This is a genomic window from Photobacterium galatheae, assembly GCF_000695255.1.
Taxonomy (GTDB): Bacteria; Pseudomonadota; Gammaproteobacteria; order Enterobacterales; family Vibrionaceae; genus Photobacterium; species Photobacterium galatheae.
Window position 1 is genome coordinate 98512 of record NZ_JMIB01000030.1, and the last position, 16230, is coordinate 114741.

Annotated in this window: 19 protein-coding genes; 10 read left to right on the top strand and 9 right to left on the bottom strand. The window is 52.8% G+C overall.

Annotated elements, in window-relative coordinates; translation table 11 throughout:
* Window positions 1-16: 16 nt before the first annotated feature.
* Genes waaF through waaA form a run of 3 tightly spaced genes read left to right on the top strand, consistent with a single transcriptional unit; the run spans window position 17 to window position 3305 of the window.
* Window positions 17-1051 carry a lipopolysaccharide heptosyltransferase II gene (gene waaF, locus EA58_RS15475; RefSeq protein ID WP_036754829.1) on the top strand — a complete coding sequence of 345 codons (1035 nt, stop codon included), beginning with the start codon at window positions 17-19 and terminating at the stop codon, window positions 1049-1051.
* A gap of 11 nt (window positions 1052-1062) precedes the next feature.
* Window positions 1063-2025, top strand: a complete 963-nt coding sequence (locus EA58_RS15480) for a glycosyl transferase family 90 (RefSeq protein ID WP_036754728.1) — start codon at window positions 1063-1065, stop codon at window positions 2023-2025.
* Between the two features lie 5 nt (window positions 2026-2030).
* Entirely contained in the window at window positions 2031-3305 is a 1275-nt protein-coding gene (gene waaA, locus EA58_RS15485) for a lipid IV(A) 3-deoxy-D-manno-octulosonic acid transferase (RefSeq protein ID WP_036754732.1), read from the top strand.
* Window positions 3306-3337: 32 nt separating this feature from the next.
* Here the strand turns inward: waaA and EA58_RS15490 are convergent, their stop codons facing one another.
* Entirely contained in the window at window positions 3338-4039 is a 702-nt protein-coding gene (locus EA58_RS15490; RefSeq protein ID WP_036754735.1) for a 3-deoxy-D-manno-octulosonic acid kinase, read from the bottom strand.
* Between the two features lie 217 nt (window positions 4040-4256).
* On the opposite strand from EA58_RS15490, the gene EA58_RS15495 reads away from it, so the two are divergent.
* From EA58_RS15495 to coaD, 4 genes are all read left to right on the top strand, one after another.
* Window positions 4257-5306 carry a glycosyltransferase family 9 protein gene (locus EA58_RS15495; protein ID WP_036754738.1) on the top strand — a complete coding sequence of 350 codons (1050 nt, stop codon included), beginning with the start codon at window positions 4257-4259 and terminating at the stop codon, window positions 5304-5306.
* 125 nt (window positions 5307-5431) lie between these two features.
* On the top strand, window positions 5432-6217 hold the full coding sequence (locus EA58_RS15500; protein ID WP_036754740.1) for a glycosyltransferase family 2 protein: 786 nt from the start codon (window positions 5432-5434) through the stop codon (window positions 6215-6217).
* Window positions 6214-7008, top strand: a complete 795-nt coding sequence (locus tag EA58_RS15505) for a glycosyltransferase family 2 protein (RefSeq protein ID WP_036754742.1) — start codon at window positions 6214-6216, stop codon at window positions 7006-7008. The genes EA58_RS15500 and EA58_RS15505 overlap by 4 nt, the downstream gene beginning before the upstream one ends.
* On the top strand, window positions 7005-7487 hold the full coding sequence (coaD, locus tag EA58_RS15510; protein ID WP_036754743.1) for a pantetheine-phosphate adenylyltransferase: 483 nt from the start codon (window positions 7005-7007) through the stop codon (window positions 7485-7487). Before EA58_RS15505 ends, coaD begins: the two co-directional genes overlap by 4 nt.
* A gap of 24 nt (window positions 7488-7511) precedes the next feature.
* Here coaD and EA58_RS15515 read toward each other — a convergent pair whose 3' ends face one another.
* From EA58_RS15515 to radC, 6 genes are all read right to left on the bottom strand, one after another.
* Window positions 7512-8543: an NAD-dependent epimerase gene (locus EA58_RS15515; RefSeq protein ID WP_036754744.1), complete on the bottom strand. Its 1032-nt coding sequence runs from the start codon at window positions 8541-8543 to the stop codon at window positions 7512-7514.
* Window positions 8544-8600: 57 nt separating this feature from the next.
* A complete protein-coding gene (gene mutM / locus EA58_RS15520; protein WP_036754746.1) occupies window positions 8601-9413 on the bottom strand; it encodes a bifunctional DNA-formamidopyrimidine glycosylase/DNA-(apurinic or apyrimidinic site) lyase in 813 nt (270 codons plus the stop codon).
* 32 nt (window positions 9414-9445) lie between these two features.
* Window positions 9446-9934: a hypothetical protein gene (locus tag EA58_RS15525; protein ID WP_036754748.1), complete on the bottom strand. Its 489-nt coding sequence runs from the start codon at window positions 9932-9934 to the stop codon at window positions 9446-9448.
* Between the two features lie 110 nt (window positions 9935-10044).
* Window positions 10045-10212, bottom strand: a complete 168-nt coding sequence (gene rpmG / locus EA58_RS15530; RefSeq protein ID WP_004405486.1) for a 50S ribosomal protein L33 — start codon at window positions 10210-10212, stop codon at window positions 10045-10047.
* 14 nt (window positions 10213-10226) lie between these two features.
* Complete coding sequence (rpmB, locus tag EA58_RS15535) at window positions 10227-10463, bottom strand: 50S ribosomal protein L28 (protein ID WP_036754752.1); 237 nt, start codon at window positions 10461-10463, stop codon at window positions 10227-10229.
* Window positions 10464-10633: 170 nt separating this feature from the next.
* A complete protein-coding gene (radC, locus tag EA58_RS15540; protein ID WP_036754755.1) occupies window positions 10634-11308 on the bottom strand; it encodes a RadC family protein in 675 nt (224 codons plus the stop codon).
* 261 nt (window positions 11309-11569) lie between these two features.
* On the opposite strand from radC, the gene coaBC reads away from it, so the two are divergent.
* Window positions 11570-12781: a bifunctional phosphopantothenoylcysteine decarboxylase/phosphopantothenate--cysteine ligase CoaBC gene (coaBC, locus tag EA58_RS15545; RefSeq protein ID WP_036754758.1), complete on the top strand. Its 1212-nt coding sequence runs from the start codon at window positions 11570-11572 to the stop codon at window positions 12779-12781.
* 206 nt (window positions 12782-12987) lie between these two features.
* The gene (gene slmA / locus EA58_RS15550; RefSeq protein WP_036754761.1) at window positions 12988-13578 is read left to right on the top strand and encodes a nucleoid occlusion factor SlmA; all 591 of its coding nucleotides are present in this window, start codon (window positions 12988-12990) and stop codon (window positions 13576-13578) included.
* 100 nt (window positions 13579-13678) lie between these two features.
* Here slmA and pyrE read toward each other — a convergent pair whose 3' ends face one another.
* Both pyrE and rph read right to left on the bottom strand, forming a co-directional pair.
* Window positions 13679-14320: an orotate phosphoribosyltransferase gene (gene pyrE, locus EA58_RS15555; protein WP_036754763.1), complete on the bottom strand. Its 642-nt coding sequence runs from the start codon at window positions 14318-14320 to the stop codon at window positions 13679-13681.
* A gap of 122 nt (window positions 14321-14442) precedes the next feature.
* Entirely contained in the window at window positions 14443-15159 is a 717-nt protein-coding gene (gene rph, locus EA58_RS15560; protein WP_036754832.1) for a ribonuclease PH, read from the bottom strand.
* A gap of 188 nt (window positions 15160-15347) precedes the next feature.
* On the opposite strand from rph, the gene EA58_RS15565 reads away from it, so the two are divergent.
* The gene (locus tag EA58_RS15565; protein WP_036754765.1) at window positions 15348-16211 is read left to right on the top strand and encodes a YicC/YloC family endoribonuclease; all 864 of its coding nucleotides are present in this window, start codon (window positions 15348-15350) and stop codon (window positions 16209-16211) included.
* Window positions 16212-16230 lie beyond the last annotated feature (19 nt).

The following is a 16230-nucleotide window of genomic DNA, read 5'->3' on the forward strand; positions in this document are numbered from 1 at the left end:
AAAAGTGCAGCGTCGTATGAAAATTTTAATAATCGGCCCTTCTTGGGTCGGCGATATGGTCATGTCACAGTGCCTGTACATCAGCCTGAAACAACGCCACCCTGAAGCCGAAATTGATGTGCTTGCACCCGCTTGGTGCCGCCCGATTCTGGAACGGATGCCTGAAGTGCACCGCGCCATTGAAATGCCCATCGGCCACGGAGAATTTAACCTGATGGGTCGTTATCGCATCGGGAAATCCCTGCGCGAAACAGGTTACGATCAGGCAATTATTATGCCGAACTCGGCTAAATCGGCTCTGATCCCACTCTTTGCCAGAATTCCGGTTCGCATCGGCTGGAAAGGAGAAAGCCGTTATGGGCTGCTGACCGACCTGCGCAGCAATAAGCGCGATTTTGGCCTGGTCATTGAGCGATACAGCGCCCTTGCTTATCCCAAAGCCGAGATGACGAGCAGTGCAGCGCTGCCGCCCTTGGCGAAACCAACACTGACAATTGACCTGAACAACCAAGCTGCAGCCATGTCCCGATTGTCACTAAGCCTGGATCGCCCAGTGGTTGGACTCTGCCCGGGTGCTGAATTTGGTCCCGCTAAACGCTGGCCAGAAGAATATTTTGCCCAGGTTGCACAACAGATGATTGAACAAGGCAAACAAGTCTGGCTGTTTGGCTCAGCCAAAGATCAGCCGGTTACAGCTGCAATCAAAAATGCCCTGCCTGGAGAACTGCAATCGTACTGCCATGATCTGGCCGGACAAACCAGCCTGATTGAAGCGGTAGATCTGCTGGCCGCCTGCCATACGGTTGTGAGTAACGATTCCGGCCTGATGCATGTGGCTGCCGCAGTCGGCTGTAAAATCGTCGCTATCTATGGTTCAACGTCGCCGGACTATACCCCGCCGTTGGCTGAAGAGGTGGCGATCATCCACACTGACATTGAATGCCGCCCGTGCTTTAAACGTGAGTGTCCATACGGGCACCTGAAATGTCTGAAAGAACTTCCGGCTGAACGCGTCATTCAAGCGATTGATACACTGTCGGCCAATCACTGAAAGAATGCGCCATGACTTTAAAACTTAGCCACAAAAATAGTAAGTTCACTTTTTACAGCCGGAATCTGCTGCGCTCATTGACCCCCAGAGTCATTTATCAGCGCAGACTCCGGTACCTGCTGAATACGCTTAATCAGTACGACCGACACGACATTGAGTCCAGGGTGAATTATTACCTCAAACACAATACGCCCTTTGAGCTGCCGACAGATAAATCCGTGCAGATCAAACGCTACCGTAAAAAGGGTCAAAGTGCGTACTACTATGATTTGAAAGAGTTCCTGAACTACTTCGAGCAGCAGCAAAAAGTAGCTTACCGTTTTGGCGATGAGACGCACGTGGAGCCCTATCCGTTTCTGGTCAAAGCCAGACCGATTGGGGACGATAACGCCAATGCTGTGCTGTTTAAACTGAACAAGGTCCGTCATTTCAACTTCATCGAAGACAGCCTGTCCTTCCGGGAGAAATCAGATATCATCGTCTGGCGAGGCGCCGCCTACCAGCCCAACCGGATTGCCTTTGTCCAGCAGTACTACAATCATCCGATGTGTGATGTCGGCCAGACCAACCCTTGCACCCCATCACAGCCATGGGAAAAAGGCTTCATGTCCATTGCGGACCAGCTTCGCTACAAGTTTATTCTCTGTCTTGAAGGCAACGATGTGGCCACCAACCTGAAATGGGCCATGTCTTCCAACTCACTGTGTATGATGCCAAAGCCCAAGTTTGAGACCTGGTTTATGGAAGGCACCCTGAAAGCCGGGATTCATTATGTTGAGCTGAAAGACGATTGTTCAGATATCGAAGAAAAGGTGCTTTACTACAGCCAGCATCCGGAAGCTGCTGAAGCCATCATCGCCAACGCCCATGAGCATGTCCATCAGTTCTGCCACCCTCAGCGGGAAAAACTGATTGGTCTGCTCGTCCTGAAAAAATATTTTGAACTGTCCGGCCAGTGGCAACCCGGTCAATAAGAGGCATGATGCTCCGATTTCTCTACACCTGCTTGCTCACACTGATTGCACCAGTTCTGCTGCTTTCCCTCTATAAAAAGCGCCCCGGTGTTTCACCGGTCGGCAAACGCTGGAAAGAACATTTTGGCTTCAGCGACAAAGTTCAAGGCCACCAGCCATTGTGGATCCATGCGGTTTCTGTTGGCGAAACGCTGGCCGTGACGCCGCTGATCAAAGCGCTGAAAGCCCGTCATCCGGCATTACCAATTCTGCTGACAACCACCACAGCGACCGGTGCGGAACAGGCTGCCAGACTTGGGGATCTGGTCGAGCACCGCTACATGCCACTGGATTTTCCCTGGGCACTGCGTCCTTTTCTGAAAAAGCAGCAACCTCGCGCCCTGTGTATCATGGAAACTGAACTCTGGCCCAACACCTTGGCAGCTGCCAAGCGCGTCGGACTCCCGGTCACCGTTCTGAATGCCCGCCTGTCTGAACGTTCCTGCCAGCGTTATGCCAAAGTGCAGCCACTCTTTCAACTGCTGGCAAACAACCTTGATCAAGTCCTCTGCCAGCACCAAGACGACGCCGAGCGCTTTCTCCGACTTGGCGTCCCCGGGCAAGCCGTACAAATCACTGGGTCGATTAAGTTTGATCTGTCACTGCCAGAAGGGCTGGCACAGGCCAGCGCGATACTGAGAGACGAACTGGGTCGCCAGCGTCCGGTCTGGATTGCGGCCAGCACTCACGACGGTGAAGACGAGCCAGTGCTGGATGCCCACCGCCAGATCCTGGCATCTTATCCGAATGCGCTGCTGATCTTGGTGCCGCGCCATCCGGAACGCTTTAATCAAGTGCATACCCTGTGCTTGCAGCACGGCTTTACCACCGCCCGCCGGACACAACCAAACAGTTCACTGTCAGACAAACAAGTCTATCTGGCTGATACCATGGGTGAAATGATGCTGCTGCTCGGCGCCTGTGATGTGGCCTTTGTCGGCGGCAGCCTGATTGGGGATAAAGTCGGTGGCCATAACCTGCTGGAGCCTGCGGCTCTGGCAAAACCTGTCCTCACTGGACCAAGCTATTACAATTTTACGGATATCACGACCCAGTTGCTCAATGCTAGCGGAGCAGAAGTCATCGACGATAGCAAAGCACTGGCTGAAACCGTCATGCGTCTATTGGACAACCAAGAGGCACAATCTCAGATGGGACAAGCCGCGCTGGATGTGGTCAAAGCCAATCAGGGCGCGATTGAACGCACCCTGACCGCACTCGAGGGCAGCATTGTCAGATAAACCCTGTCGCTGTGACGGTTGCTTGAACCGGTTTACCCCGCGTATCCAGCAAGCAGTTGCTGCCAATCCGCAGCCTGCCAGTGAATGCCCGCCTTATCAACCTCTTTCACAAAAGAGCGATGCAGGCGGGACAGATTGGCTTCTTTCCAATGTTCACCGTCCGCCAAACTGCACTTATCAAAATCGATCAGCCAGATACGCTCCTCGCGATCGAGCAAAATATTATGGGCATTCAGATCGGTATGATTCACCTGACTGTCATGCATTTTTCTGATCATCGCGCCAACGGCCTGCCATTGCGCTGTCGACAACGGCCCTTGCTGCAACCGATCCACTAAATCAGTCGCATCGGGCACCTTTTCGGTGAGCAAATCTGCCCGGTAAAAAAGACCGGACTTACATACCCGGGCCGCCACCGGACGCGGTACACGAACCCCTTCTGCCACCAAGTGCTGCAACAACGTAAACTCCGCCATACTCCGGCAAGATGCCCAGTCAGAAAAACGGTACTGATCTTTCACCAGTTTACCGAACAGTCCGCCGCGGTAATAATGGCGCAAGGCCATCTCCATCTGCTGCCCCCGAACAAACCAGGTCGTTCCCCGGCCGCGGGCACTTCCCACCACTGCCTGCTGCTGCTGCCAGAAATCCGGTTCAAAACTCTGCCAGGGATCTTCTGCCAGCAAAACCGGGTCAAACATCACCCGACAGTTATCCTGCTCCCGTATTTCCATCATCCTGTATCCCAAACGGCTGAAAAACACTATTTTATACAGGATTGCCAGCTCACGTCATACCCGAACCGGGTTCTTTGCATGACATTCACGTCGTGTCATCAACACTTCGTGAACACTCCGTGAACACTTCGTGGACACATTTCACGCTGAATCCGGCAATCGAAATGTATATAATTCCAAACCACGCAAATGCATCATTTAATAAGCAGGTGTCATGAGTTTATTCACTTCCGCTCCCGAGTCTCTGTGCATCCTTCGCCTGTCGGCGATTGGTGATGTCTGTAACAGTATTGCGATGGCGCAGGCAATTCAGCGACAGTGGCCCAACACGCGGCTGACCTGGATATGCGGCAAAGTGGAAGCACGACTGCTGAAAGGGCTGCCGGGGATCCGAGTTGTTGTCTTTGACAAAAAACAGGGCTGGCAGGGTTACAAAGCTGTCTGGCAAGCGCTGGAAGGTGAACGATTTGATGCTCTGCTGCACATGCAGACCGCGATTCGGGCCAGCATTGTCAGTGTGGGGATCAAAGCGAAATATAAGCTCGGCTTTGATGCCACGCGCAGCAGCGACCTGCAACAGCTTTTCACCAATGTCAAAGTGCCTTCACCGACATCTCCCCATGTGCTGGACGGGTTTATGCAATTCGCTGCGACTTTGGGTGTCACCGACCTGACACCGAGCTGGGAGATCCCGTTATCGGAAGAAGACCACCGCTGGGCAGATCAGCATGTCTATCAGGATAACACCCTGGTCATTGCCCCGGCAGCCAGCAAAGGCTACAAAAACTGGACCGCAGAAGGCTATGCGGCGCTGGCACGTCATGCCCACCAACAAGGGTTTGCCGTCATTCTGGCAGGAAGCCCGGCAAAAATTGAAGTCGACTTGGGCAATGCAATTGAAAGCCAACTGGATTTTCCGGTCAATAACCTCATTGGCCAGAGCAGCCTGAAACAATTACTCGCTTTGCTGCAAAAAGCAGCCTTGGTCTGCGCGCCAGATACCGGCCCGGCACATATGGCTGTCGCGGTTGGCACCCCGGTGCTTGGCCTGTACGCACACCATAACCCGGAACGTACCGGCCCTTATTCATCCCGGGCATATGTGGTCAGCGTCTATGATGAATGCATCCGGGAAGAAACCGGCAAATCACCGGCACAACTGCCATGGCGCAGCCGGGTGAAAGACGAACAGGCGATGCAGCGGATTCGTCCGGAGCAGGTCATTGCGATGTTTGATCGCATCACCGCGCATTCCCAGTCCTGACCAAAAGCGATATCTTCAGTCATGAAATAGAGCCGAGGTTTTACTTTACCCGACCCGGTCGGCATAATCTTTTGCATCTGATTGAAATAACAATCATCAATTTTCATTTGAACACTGGATACGAAATGGTTCCCAACACTTCCCGCACCACTTTGGGTGTGCTGATGATCATCAAAAATGAAGCCAAGCATCTGGCCGCCTGTCTGGATACGGTGGCTGGCTGGGTTGACGAAATTGTGATTGTTGATTCCGGCAGCACGGATGATTCAGAAACCATCGCCCGCCGCTATACGGATAAATTCTTCAGCTATCCAGATTGGCCTGGTTTTGGCCCGCAACGCCAGCGTGCGCAATCACACATGACCACCGACTGGGTGCTGGTACTGGACGCTGATGAAAGGGTGACCCCAGAACTCAAAGCCGAGATTCAGGCAACCATCACGGCCAACCCGACAGGCATTGCTTACAAGCTCAATCGTCTGAGTGATGCCTTTGGCAAAACCATTCGTTATTCCGGCTGGTCGCCTGACTGGGTCATTCGCCTCTATCGCCGGGAAGAAACCCAGTACAACGATGCACTGGTTCATGAAAAAGTCGTCACAGACAACCTGACACTCAAGCCGCTGAATGGTCGACTGCTGCACTTTACTTACGATAACCTGCATCACTATATCAATAAGACCACCAAGTATCTGAAAGCCTGGACCGATGAACGTGAAGGGCGAAAAAAAGCCGGCCTCGGAACAGCACTGCTGCATGCTTTCGCCAGCTTTTTGAAAATGTATGTCCTCAAACGAGGTTTTCTGGATGGCCGCCACGGGTTTATTCTGGCGTGGCTAAGCATGCATTCCACATTTGTTAAATATATTGATCTCTGGCTACGGGATTATCAAAAAGAGAGAAATCAATGAAAGTCGCTCTCGTCATCACCACCTATAACTGGAAAGAAGCCTTAAAAGCGGTTCTGGACAGTGTCAAACGCCAATCTGAACTGCCGGACGAAGTCATCATCGCCGATGATGGTTCACGGGAAGACACCGCTGAATTAATTCGTACCTATCAGCAAGATTTTCCATGCAAGCTGATTCACTCCTGGCAACCGGATGAAGGTTTCCAGCTTGCAATGAGCCGCAATCGCGCGATCGCTAAAACCCAGGCTGACTACATCATCATGATCGACGGTGATATTGTGATGTCCCCGGATTTCATCCGATCCCACAAGCAAGCCGCGAAAGCAGGCTATTTTGTACAAGGTGGACGTGTACTGGCCAATGATGCGATCAGCCAGAAAATTATGCATCACAATGTCGTCCCGAACCTGTTCTCCTCAGGCATTAAAAACCGCCACAATTGCATCAGTAACGCATGGCTCAGCAAACTTTGCTCGTACGAACGAAATAATGATGCGTCAACCCGTGGCTGTAATATGGCGTTTTGGCGTGCTGACGTCCTCACCGTCAATGGTTTCAACGAAGATTTTGTCGGTTGGGGTCGTGAAGACAGCGAATTTGTTCACCGTATGCTCAATTGCGGTAAAAAGCGTTTGTACCTGAAATTTGCCGGCGTGGGCTATCACCTCTACCATGATGAAAGTTCCCGGGCCTCTCTGGCGAAAAACGACGAAATTCTTGAAAACACCGTGCGCCAGAAGCTGACCCGTTGCGAAAACGGCATTGATAAATTTATGGATGAAAACGCATGACAACCCGAGTCATTTACCCCGGGACCTTTGACCCGATCACCAACGGCCACCAGGATCTGATTGAGCGCGCGGCTGCCATGTTCGACCATGTGGTTGTTGGGATTGCCTTCAGCCCGAGCAAAAAGCCGCTGTTCGATTTACTGGAACGGGTCGATCTGGCAAAAGCCATCACCAGTCACCTGAAAAATGTAGAAGTCGTGGGTTTTTCAGGCCTGCTGGTTGATTTTGCCCGTGAACATCAGGCCAATATTCTGGTGCGCGGCCTGCGTGCGGTTTCAGACTTTGAATATGAGTTCCAGCTCGCCAACATGAACCGTCGCCTGATGCCAGAACTCGAAACTGTCTTCCTGACCCCGGCTGAAGAGAACTCTTTCATCTCCTCAACCATCGTCAAGGAAGTCGCCCTGCACAAAGGCCAGGTCGATCAGTTCGTCCACCCAATCATTGCGCAGGCACTGAGAGACAAACTGGCAAAATAATCCACCTGAATACGCGGCACCTGCTCAGTGTGCCGCCACTTTCCCCTGCATCGTCTGACCATAGTAGTCCAGATACCAGTCAACAAACCGTTGCACGCCCGCTTCCACACTCACCTGAGGCCGGAACCCGATCACATCAAACAAGTCTTCCGTTTCCGCGTACGTGGCATACACATCCCCAGGCTGCATCGGCATGTAGTTCTTGACCGCTTCCCGACCCAACGCGTTTTCCAGCGCCGTGATAAAGTCCATGAGTTTCACCGGCTGACCGTGCCCCAGATTATAGATCCGGTAAGGTGCCGAGCTGGTCGCTGGCGTGCCGGTTTCAACCTGCCAGTCAGGTTGAGCTGCCGGGATAACGTCCTGAATCCGAACGACACCTTCGACGATATCATCGATATAGGTAAAATCACGCAGCATGTCGCCCTGATTATAAATATCGATAGGCTGACCGGCCAGCATGGCCTCCGTGAACTTGAACAGCGCCATATCCGGCCGGCCCCAAGGGCCATAAACCGTAAAAAAGCGCAGGCCTGTGGTGGGAATGCCGTAAAGATGCGAATAAGTGTGCGCCATCAACTCATTGGCTTTCTTGGTCGCAGCATAAAGAGAGACGGGATGATCGACACGGTCAGCGGTCGAAAGCGGCAGTTTACGATTGAGACCGTAAACTGAACTGGAAGAGGCATACACCAGATGTTCAATCTGATGACGCCGGCAACCTTCCAGAATAGTCAGATGACCTGTCAGGTTGCTATCGGCATAGGTCATGGGGTTATCCAGAGAATAACGAACGCCGGCCTGTGCAGCCAGATGAATCACCCGGTCAAACCGATGGGCCAGAAATAACCGGGCGATAGCTTTCTGATCAACCAGATCACAGTCCAGTACCAACAAGGCCGGATGAGCAATCCGCTGCACCCGCGCCTGTTTGAGTCTCACATCATAATAGCTGTTAAAGTTGTCAATCCCGACCACTTCATGGCCCATGCTGCAAAGCCGCTGCGCCACAGCACTGCCAATAAAACCAGCCACACCCGTTACCAGATAGCGCATGCGCATCGCTCCTTTTCTTCCCTAAAAAGCAGAGTGAGGCGTGATGACTTATTGAATTTATAAGCGTTGGCACTCACTACAATAGACTGTAGCACGCTGCCCGATTTTGACTTCATTGAGTAACTGACCGCAGCGCGGACAAGGCTTACCTGCCTTGCCATAGACCTGCAGCTCCTGTGCAAAATACCCGGGCTTACCGTCACTCTGCTTGAAGTCTTTCAGGGTGGTGCCACCCTGAGTAATCGCTTTTTGCAACACACTTTTGATTTCATCGACCAATAAATGCAGTCGTTCCGGCGACAGCGATCCGGCTGGGGCCTGAGGATGAATCCCTGCCGAAAACAGCGATTCATTGGCATAAATATTTCCGACCCCTACCACCACCTGGTTATCCATGATGAATTGCTTAATCACCGTGCGCTTACCTTTTGCTTTATCAATGACATAAGCCGTATTAAATCCTTCACTCAAAGGTTCCGGGCCCAATTTACTCAGCACCGGATGCTCACTGTCGTGCTCCTGCCACAGCCAGGCGCCAAAGCGACGGGGATCGTTGTATCGCAGCATTTCACCACTCGCCAGTACGACATCAACATGATCATGTTTCGCCGGCGGCACATCCGCAGGCAGAATACGTAAACTGCCAGACATGCCCAAATGGATAATGGCGAAACCCGCATCGGTTTCCAACAGCAGATACTTGGCTCTGCGACTCACCCCACGGATCGTTTGCCCTTGTAACAATTGCAATTCAGCAGGCACAGGCCAGCGCAGACTAGGATTTCTGACCGTCACTTGCGTCACGGTCTGACCGACCACATGAGGGGTGATCCCCATACGACTGACTTCAACTTCGGGTAATTCAGGCATCTTTTTTCCAGATTCTCGGATGAAACAATGGCTCAGGTGGCAGGAAACAGATAACCGGGTTCCACCGTGATCGCCAGCCACTCTCCTGCCCAGTTCTGCAACAGCCAGAACTGAGGGAGCTGATAGACGGTCAATCGGTAGGGCTCAGCCTGATCGACCAGCCATACTTCCACACTCCGTGGCGTTGTCAGCTTATCATTCAGACGGGCAAAGGTATCCGCATCGACTTTTGTGCCGGCGATCCCGGACCAGTGCGAAACAATCACAGTCGGATCGCCGTTAATCGCTGGTTCAGACTGCCAGTTACCGGCCTGCTGGCTGAAGATAACATCTGGCAGAACCAATTTCGCGATACGGGCCTCAGGCGGCAGTAAACGCACCAGCCCAGCCGTGCTTTGCGTCGTAGAAGATGTTTCCGGGAGCAGACGCTGCTTAAGCAGTTCAGGGAGCTGAATGATGGCGACAAAAAACAAGACGCCAATGATAATGAAGTTGTTCCAGCCACGACGTGTCAGTTTCATCCTGCCTCCACCAGCATTCAATGAACCCCGATGATAATCGGGTTGCGAACTGACAGCCATAAAAAAACCCAGCCTTGGCTGGGTTTTTATCAAAAAGCAAAAGAAACCAATTACTTGATTTTTGCTTCTTTGTACATAACGTGCTTACGAACAACTGGATCAAATTTCTTGATCTCAAATTTGCCTGGCATGTTACGCTTGTTTTTGTCGGTAGTGTAGAAGTGACCTGTGCCGGCAGATGATACCAGACGGATCTTCTCACGAATGCCTTTAGCCATTGCTTAGAATCCTCTTAAACCTTCTCGCCGCGAGCACGCATTTCAGACAGAACGGTATCGATACCTTTCTTGTCAATGATACGCATGCCTTTCGCAGAAAGGCGTAGTTTAACGAAGCGTTTTTCGCTTTCTACCCAGAAACGATGAGTTTGCAGGTTCGGCAGAAAACGACGCTTGGTGGCATTACGTGCGTGTGAACGGTTGTTACCCGTTACAGGACGTTTACCAGTTACTTGGCATACTCGGGACATTACTGTCTTCTCCAAATCGTTTCAGCTCGATATCAACCGCGATTAACCGAACGCAAAAAGCATTCCATCTAACCGAAGCTATCAAAGGTCGCGCATTATACTAAGTCAAAACCAGTTGCTCAAGTCCCGAGCAGATCCTTTCTCGTCTTTTTGATCAATTTCGGCTTACTTTATAGCCAACCTCGTTCAGCAAAAGAAACCACTTCGCCGTCACCAACGACAAAGTGATCGAGGATCCGAATATCTACCAGGGCCAGCGCATCGCTGATCCTTTGCGTAATTCGCTGATCGGCTTGACTTGGCTCCGCCACGCCTGAGGGGTGATTATGCGCTAAAATCAGCGCTGCTGCATTAAGTTCGAGTGATCTTTTTACAACTTCGCGCGGATACACGCTGGCCGCATCAATCGTTCCCTCAAACATCACCTCACCACTGATCACCCGATGCTGATTATCCAGAAACAACACAAAAAATGCTTCACGGTGCCGATCGCGCAGTAAGTGACTCAGATATCGCCGGGTTTGCTCCGGACTGGTCAGTGCCTCACCGCGCTGAAGCCGTTCGGTCAGATAACGCAGGCTCATCTCCAGCACCGCCTGCAACTGTACAAATTTGGCCGGGCCTAATCCTTTATGCTGACAGAAACTTTGCAGATCGGCCGCCAGCAACGCACGCAGGGAGCCAAACGACTGTAACAACTGACCGGCCAGTTCAATGACATTCGTGCCGGGCAAACCAGTCCGGAGAAAAATCGCCAGTAATTCAGCATCAGACAATGCACTGGCCCCACGCTGCAACAACTTTTCCCTGGGCCTTGTCTCCTGAGGTAAGTGTTTCAAAGCCATCCCGTTATTATCCTCTGTGCTTGTTTTGCCTAAGCAGAAGCGAGTCTCGGAAACAGCACAAAACCCGTCATCGGAAAATGCGGGGACATACACAGACTCTGTGTTCTGTTGCAAGGTACCGCTCAACTTCTGTCGAGTGATTACCCGACAAGAGCGTGATACAGCACAAACAAACGGTCATTTTTCTCGGTACTAAAGCGATGAATCCATTCTGCTTTGGTGATATCTTGTTGCCAGTTTTTTCAGGAAGCAGGCTATCGAATGAAAACACTGGCAGGAAAAAAAATACTTTTGGGGATCAGCGGCGGTATTGCAGCTTATAAGTGTGCCGACCTGACACGCAGGTTGATAGAGCGTGGCGCAGAGGTGCGTGTCGTCATGACCCCCGCCGCCAAAGAATTCATCACACCACTCACCATGCAGGCCGTTTCAGGCAAGCCGGTGGCAGACAGCCTGCTCGACCCAGCCGCAGAAGCCTCTATGGGCCATATTGAGCTGGCGAAATGGGCCGATTTGGTGCTGCTGGCACCCGCCTCGGCTGATCTGATCGCCCGGCTGCGTGCCGGCATGGGGAACGACCTGCTGAGCACCCTCTGTCTGGCAACCAGTGCCCCCATTGCCATCGCGCCGGCAATGAACCAGCAGATGTACCGCCAACCATCGACTCAGGAAAACCTCGCCGTCCTTGCAACCCGAGGGCATCAAATCTGGGGACCCGCCAGCGGCGAACAGGCCTGTGGCGATGTCGGGCCAGGCCGGATGCTGGAGCCGATGGCACTGGTGACTGAAATCGAAAACTTCCTTAAGCCCCGGGATCTGGCTGGTGTGCGTATCGCCATCACGGCCGGTCCGACCCGGGAAGCGCTTGACCCGGTGCGTTATCTGACCAACCACAGTTCCGGCAAAATGGGCTTCGCCATTGCCCAGGCAGCCGCAGAGCGCGGGGCCAGCGTGACGCTGATCAGCGGCCCGGTCAGCCTGCCCACACCCGCGGGTGTCCAGCGAATCGATGTCGAAAGTGCGCTCGAAATGTATCAGGCTGCAACGGATCAGGCCCCCCTGCACGATATCTTTATTGGCTGTGCTGCCGTGGCTGATTTCCGCCCGGCTGAAATGGCTGAGCAGAAGATGAAGAAAAAGCAGGGACACGATGAACTGGTACTGACACTGGTGAAAAATCCGGATATCATCGCCGGCGTTGCTGCGATGACGGAACACCGCCCCTTCACGGTCGGGTTTGCCGCAGAGACGCAAGACGTTGCACGTTATGCCCAGGACAAGCTGCAGCGCAAAAACCTGGATCTGATCTGTGCCAATGATGTGGCGCAACAGGGACAGGGATTCAACAGTGACGCCAATGCCCTGCACCTTTACTGGCCAAAGGGTGACAAGGCGCTCCCGCTGACAGACAAAGCCTCACTGGGGCGTCAGCTGATTGATGAAATCATCCAACGCTTCCGGCAGCAAAGCTGAGCCGCCTCGCTCATATCACAATGTTGTCGTAAACAGACGATAAACAGCGCACTGTTTTTTGGCAGCCAGCTCTCAAGCTTACATTCTGGCTGCCGATACAGGTAACACTGCCTGATCCAGACACTTTCCATGCCCTCGGCGCATGGCTAAGATATTCTGGTTTTTCTGTCCGGACACAGTCTTCTATCGAAAAGGAACGGTTATTCATGGCTGGCAATAAAAAAAACAACCGCCGCGAAGAAATCTTGCAAGCATTGGCTGAAATGCTGGAATCGAGCCAGGGCAGCCAACGCATTACCACTGCCAAACTGGCCGCACAGGTTGGCGTTTCCGAAGCCGCGCTATATCGCCACTTTCCCAGCAAGGCCCGCATGTTTGAAGGCCTGATTGAGTTCATTGAAGACTCCATCACCACACGGATTAACCGTATCCTGGATGACGAAAAAGACACCATGATCCGGCTGCGCATGGTGCTGCAACTGCTGTTAGTCTTTGCCGAGCGTAATCCGGGCCTGACCCGTATCATGACCGGCCATGCCCTGATGTTTGAACAGGATCGGCTGCAGTCGCGCATCAACCAGCTGTTTGAACGGATTGAAACCCAGCTCCGTCAGATCCTGCGTGAACGTAAGCTCCGTGAAGGCCGTGCTTTCCCGATCGACGAAAATATTCTCTCTGCCCAGCTACTGGGTCAGGTAGAAGGCAGCTATAACCGCTATGTGCGCTCCAGCTTCCGTCACAAGCCGAATGATAATTTCGATGCCTACTGGGACCTGCTGACCAATCAGCTGAGCTAACTTTCTTTCTTCTCCTTTCAGCTCTGCGAAACGCTCACCCGAACCAATCAAAAAGGGCTGGCATCACTGCCAGCCCTTTGCTGTTCCGGTCTGAAAGAAATCAGATGCCGTACTGAGCGCGGTAAGCTTTCACCGCTTCCAGATGCGCTTCCATGCCATCCTGCTCTTCCAGATAGCTGACTACATCGCCCAGAGACACAATGGAAATCACCGCACAACCGAAGTCACGTTGAACTTCCTGAATCGCCGACAACTCACCCTTCCCTTTTTCCTGACGGTCAATTGCCACTAACACCCCCGCCAGATCTGCACCATTGGCCTTGATGATTTCCATCGACTCGCGAATGGCGGTGCCGGCCGTGATCACGTCATCCACCAGCATGATACGTCCTTCCAGCGGACTGCCCACCAGATTGCCGCCTTCGCCGTGGTCTTTGGCTTCTTTACGGTTAAAGCAGTACGGAGTATCGATGTCGTGGTGATCCGCCAGTGCAACGGCCGTGGTGGTCGCGATTGGAATCCCTTTATAAGCCGGGCCAAACAGCACATCAAATGCAATGCCCGAATCGGCCAGTGCTGCGGCATAAAAGCGGCCCAGACGTGCCAGATCACGACCGGTGTTAAACAGACCGGCATTGAAAAAGTACGGGCTCTTGCGGCCTGATTTCAGGGTGAACTCACCAAACTTCAGGACGCCTTTCTCTAAAGCGAATTCGATGAACTGACGCTGATATGCTTTCATTGTTTCTCCTCGAGCGATTGGTCGCATGCTCCAGCCGAAGGAAAAGCGGCTGGCGAAATCCCGCAAAATCTGTGTTCTGCGGACAAAAAAAAGCGGCTCCAACAGGAACCGCTCCAAAAACCTTAACTTTCCAGCGCTGCCTGCTGGATATTGATGATCTCGGCAATGCCGTCTTTCGCCAGCGACAACATCGCCATCAATTCTTCGGTACTGAAGGCTTCCCCTTCGGCAGTGCCCTGAATCTCAATAATTTTACCTTCACGGTTCATGATGACATTCATATCCGTCTCGGCACTGGAATCTTCGGCATAGTCCAGATCACACACCGGTGTGCCCTGATAAATGCCAACAGACACAGCAGCAATGGTTGTTTTCAACGGGTTCTTTTTCAGCAGACCTTTTTCCATCATCACTTGAATGGCATCGGTCAGCGCAACCATCGCCCCTGTGATCGACGCGGTACGCGTCCCGCCGTCGGCCTGAATCACGTCACAGTCAACCGTGATCATCTGCTCACCCAGCACTTCCAGGTCAACCGCTGCACGCAGACTGCGAGCAATCAGACGCTGAATTTCCAGCGTACGGCCACCTTGTTTACCACTGGCCGCTTCACGACGGTTCCGGGAATGTGTCGCGCGTGGCAGCATGCCGTATTCAGCCGTCACCCAACCCTGACCTTTGCCCTTCAGCCAGCGCGGCACACTTTCTTCAACACTGGCGGTACAAATCACCTTGGTGTCACCGAACTCAACCAGTACCGAACCTTCGGCATGAGCAGTGAAATGACGGGTAATTGTAATCGGACGAACTTGGCTGGCACTTCTTCCACTTGGACGCATCGGATTCCACCTTGGCTGATATTGGGTGCTGATGACAGGCCGCTTGGCGACCCGCAGACATTGACCGGCGATTATAGCCAGATCTCCGCCCTGTTGCACGTCCTGAACCCGACCGGCAGTACGGATCAATTTCCATTATCTGCACTGGTGCGTATAATCTAGCCATCATTTCTTAAGGGCCATCGCCAATGATTCACAGTATGACCGCCTATGCCCGTCGCGAAGTTAAAGGCGACTGGGGCAGCGCCGTTTGGGAAATCCGTTCGGTGAACCAACGATATCTGGAAACTTATCTGCGTCTGCCAGAACAGTTTCGCAGTCTGGAACCTGTGCTGCGCGAGCGTTTTCGTCAGCGTCTGGCACGCGGGAAAGTCGAGTGCAGTCTGCGCTTTGAAGCCAACCCGGCAGCCAGCACGGAACTGCGCATCAATGAAGCACTGGCCAAGCAAGTCATCAAAGCTGCCAGCTGGGTGAAAGAAACCGCCGGTGAAGGCAATATCGGTCCGTTTCAGGTGCTGAACTGGCCGGGCGTGATGGAAACCCCGGAACAGGACATGGACATCATCAATCAAGAGCTGCTGACTGCTTTTGACGGCGCCGTCGATGATTTCATCGCCGCCCGTGCCAGCGAAGGTGCGAACATGAAAGACCTGATTGATCAGCGTCTGGATGCCATTTCGACTGAAGCCACTAAAGTGCGCGCCCTGATGCCGGAAGTGATGCAATGGCAACGCGAGCGTATTCTGACCCGACTGGAAGAAGCCAAAGTCGAGCTGGACGCCAACCGCGTTGAACAGGAACTCATCATGCTGGCTCAGAAAAGCGATGTTGCTGAAGAGCTGGATCGCCTTGACTCCCACGTGAAAGAAACCCGAAAAATCCTGAAAAAAGGCGGTGCCTGTGGCCGACGTCTGGACTTCATGATGCAGGAATTCAACCGTGAGTCGAACACCCTGGCTTCGAAATCCATCAACACAGAGATCACCGCTTCCGCGGTCGAACTGAAAGTGCTGATTGAGCAAATGCGCGAGCAGATCCAGAATATTGAATGATATCCCCGCAGACATCACT

What these genes read in the sequence shown, in the direction of transcription:
- EA58_RS15515 (WP_036754744.1), bottom strand. Translation starts at nt 8,543, where the DNA reads ATGCGCTATCTGGTAACGGGTGTGGCTGGTTTTATTGGCAGTGCTGTG.
- mutM (WP_036754746.1), bottom strand. Translation starts at nt 9,413, where the DNA reads ATGCCTGAATTACCCGAAGTTGAAGTCAGTCGTATGGGGATCACCCCT.
- coaD (WP_036754743.1), top strand. Translation starts at nt 7,005, where the DNA reads ATGACAACCCGAGTCATTTACCCCGGGACCTTTGACCCGATCACCAAC.
- rph (WP_036754832.1), bottom strand. Translation starts at nt 15,159, where the DNA reads ATGCGTCCAAGTGGAAGAAGTGCCAGCCAAGTTCGTCCGATTACAATT.
- EA58_RS15565 (WP_036754765.1), top strand. Translation starts at nt 15,348, where the DNA reads ATGATTCACAGTATGACCGCCTATGCCCGTCGCGAAGTTAAAGGCGAC.
- slmA (WP_036754761.1), top strand. Translation starts at nt 12,988, where the DNA reads ATGGCTGGCAATAAAAAAAACAACCGCCGCGAAGAAATCTTGCAAGCA.
- radC (WP_036754755.1), bottom strand. Translation starts at nt 11,308, where the DNA reads ATGGCTTTGAAACACTTACCTCAGGAGACAAGGCCCAGGGAAAAGTTG.
- EA58_RS15490 (WP_036754735.1), bottom strand. Translation starts at nt 4,039, where the DNA reads ATGGAAATACGGGAGCAGGATAACTGTCGGGTGATGTTTGACCCGGTT.
- rpmG (WP_004405486.1), bottom strand. Translation starts at nt 10,212, where the DNA reads ATGGCTAAAGGCATTCGTGAGAAGATCCGTCTGGTATCATCTGCCGGC.
- waaF (WP_036754829.1), top strand. Translation starts at nt 17, where the DNA reads ATGAAAATTTTAATAATCGGCCCTTCTTGGGTCGGCGATATGGTCATG.
- waaA (WP_036754732.1), top strand. Translation starts at nt 2,031, where the DNA reads ATGATGCTCCGATTTCTCTACACCTGCTTGCTCACACTGATTGCACCA.
- EA58_RS15480 (WP_036754728.1), top strand. Translation starts at nt 1,063, where the DNA reads ATGACTTTAAAACTTAGCCACAAAAATAGTAAGTTCACTTTTTACAGC.
- EA58_RS15500 (WP_036754740.1), top strand. Translation starts at nt 5,432, where the DNA reads ATGGTTCCCAACACTTCCCGCACCACTTTGGGTGTGCTGATGATCATC.
- coaBC (WP_036754758.1), top strand. Translation starts at nt 11,570, where the DNA reads ATGAAAACACTGGCAGGAAAAAAAATACTTTTGGGGATCAGCGGCGGT.
- rpmB (WP_036754752.1), bottom strand. Translation starts at nt 10,463, where the DNA reads ATGTCCCGAGTATGCCAAGTAACTGGTAAACGTCCTGTAACGGGTAAC.
- EA58_RS15525 (WP_036754748.1), bottom strand. Translation starts at nt 9,934, where the DNA reads ATGAAACTGACACGTCGTGGCTGGAACAACTTCATTATCATTGGCGTC.
- EA58_RS15505 (WP_036754742.1), top strand. Translation starts at nt 6,214, where the DNA reads ATGAAAGTCGCTCTCGTCATCACCACCTATAACTGGAAAGAAGCCTTA.
- pyrE (WP_036754763.1), bottom strand. Translation starts at nt 14,320, where the DNA reads ATGAAAGCATATCAGCGTCAGTTCATCGAATTCGCTTTAGAGAAAGGC.
- EA58_RS15495 (WP_036754738.1), top strand. Translation starts at nt 4,257, where the DNA reads ATGAGTTTATTCACTTCCGCTCCCGAGTCTCTGTGCATCCTTCGCCTG.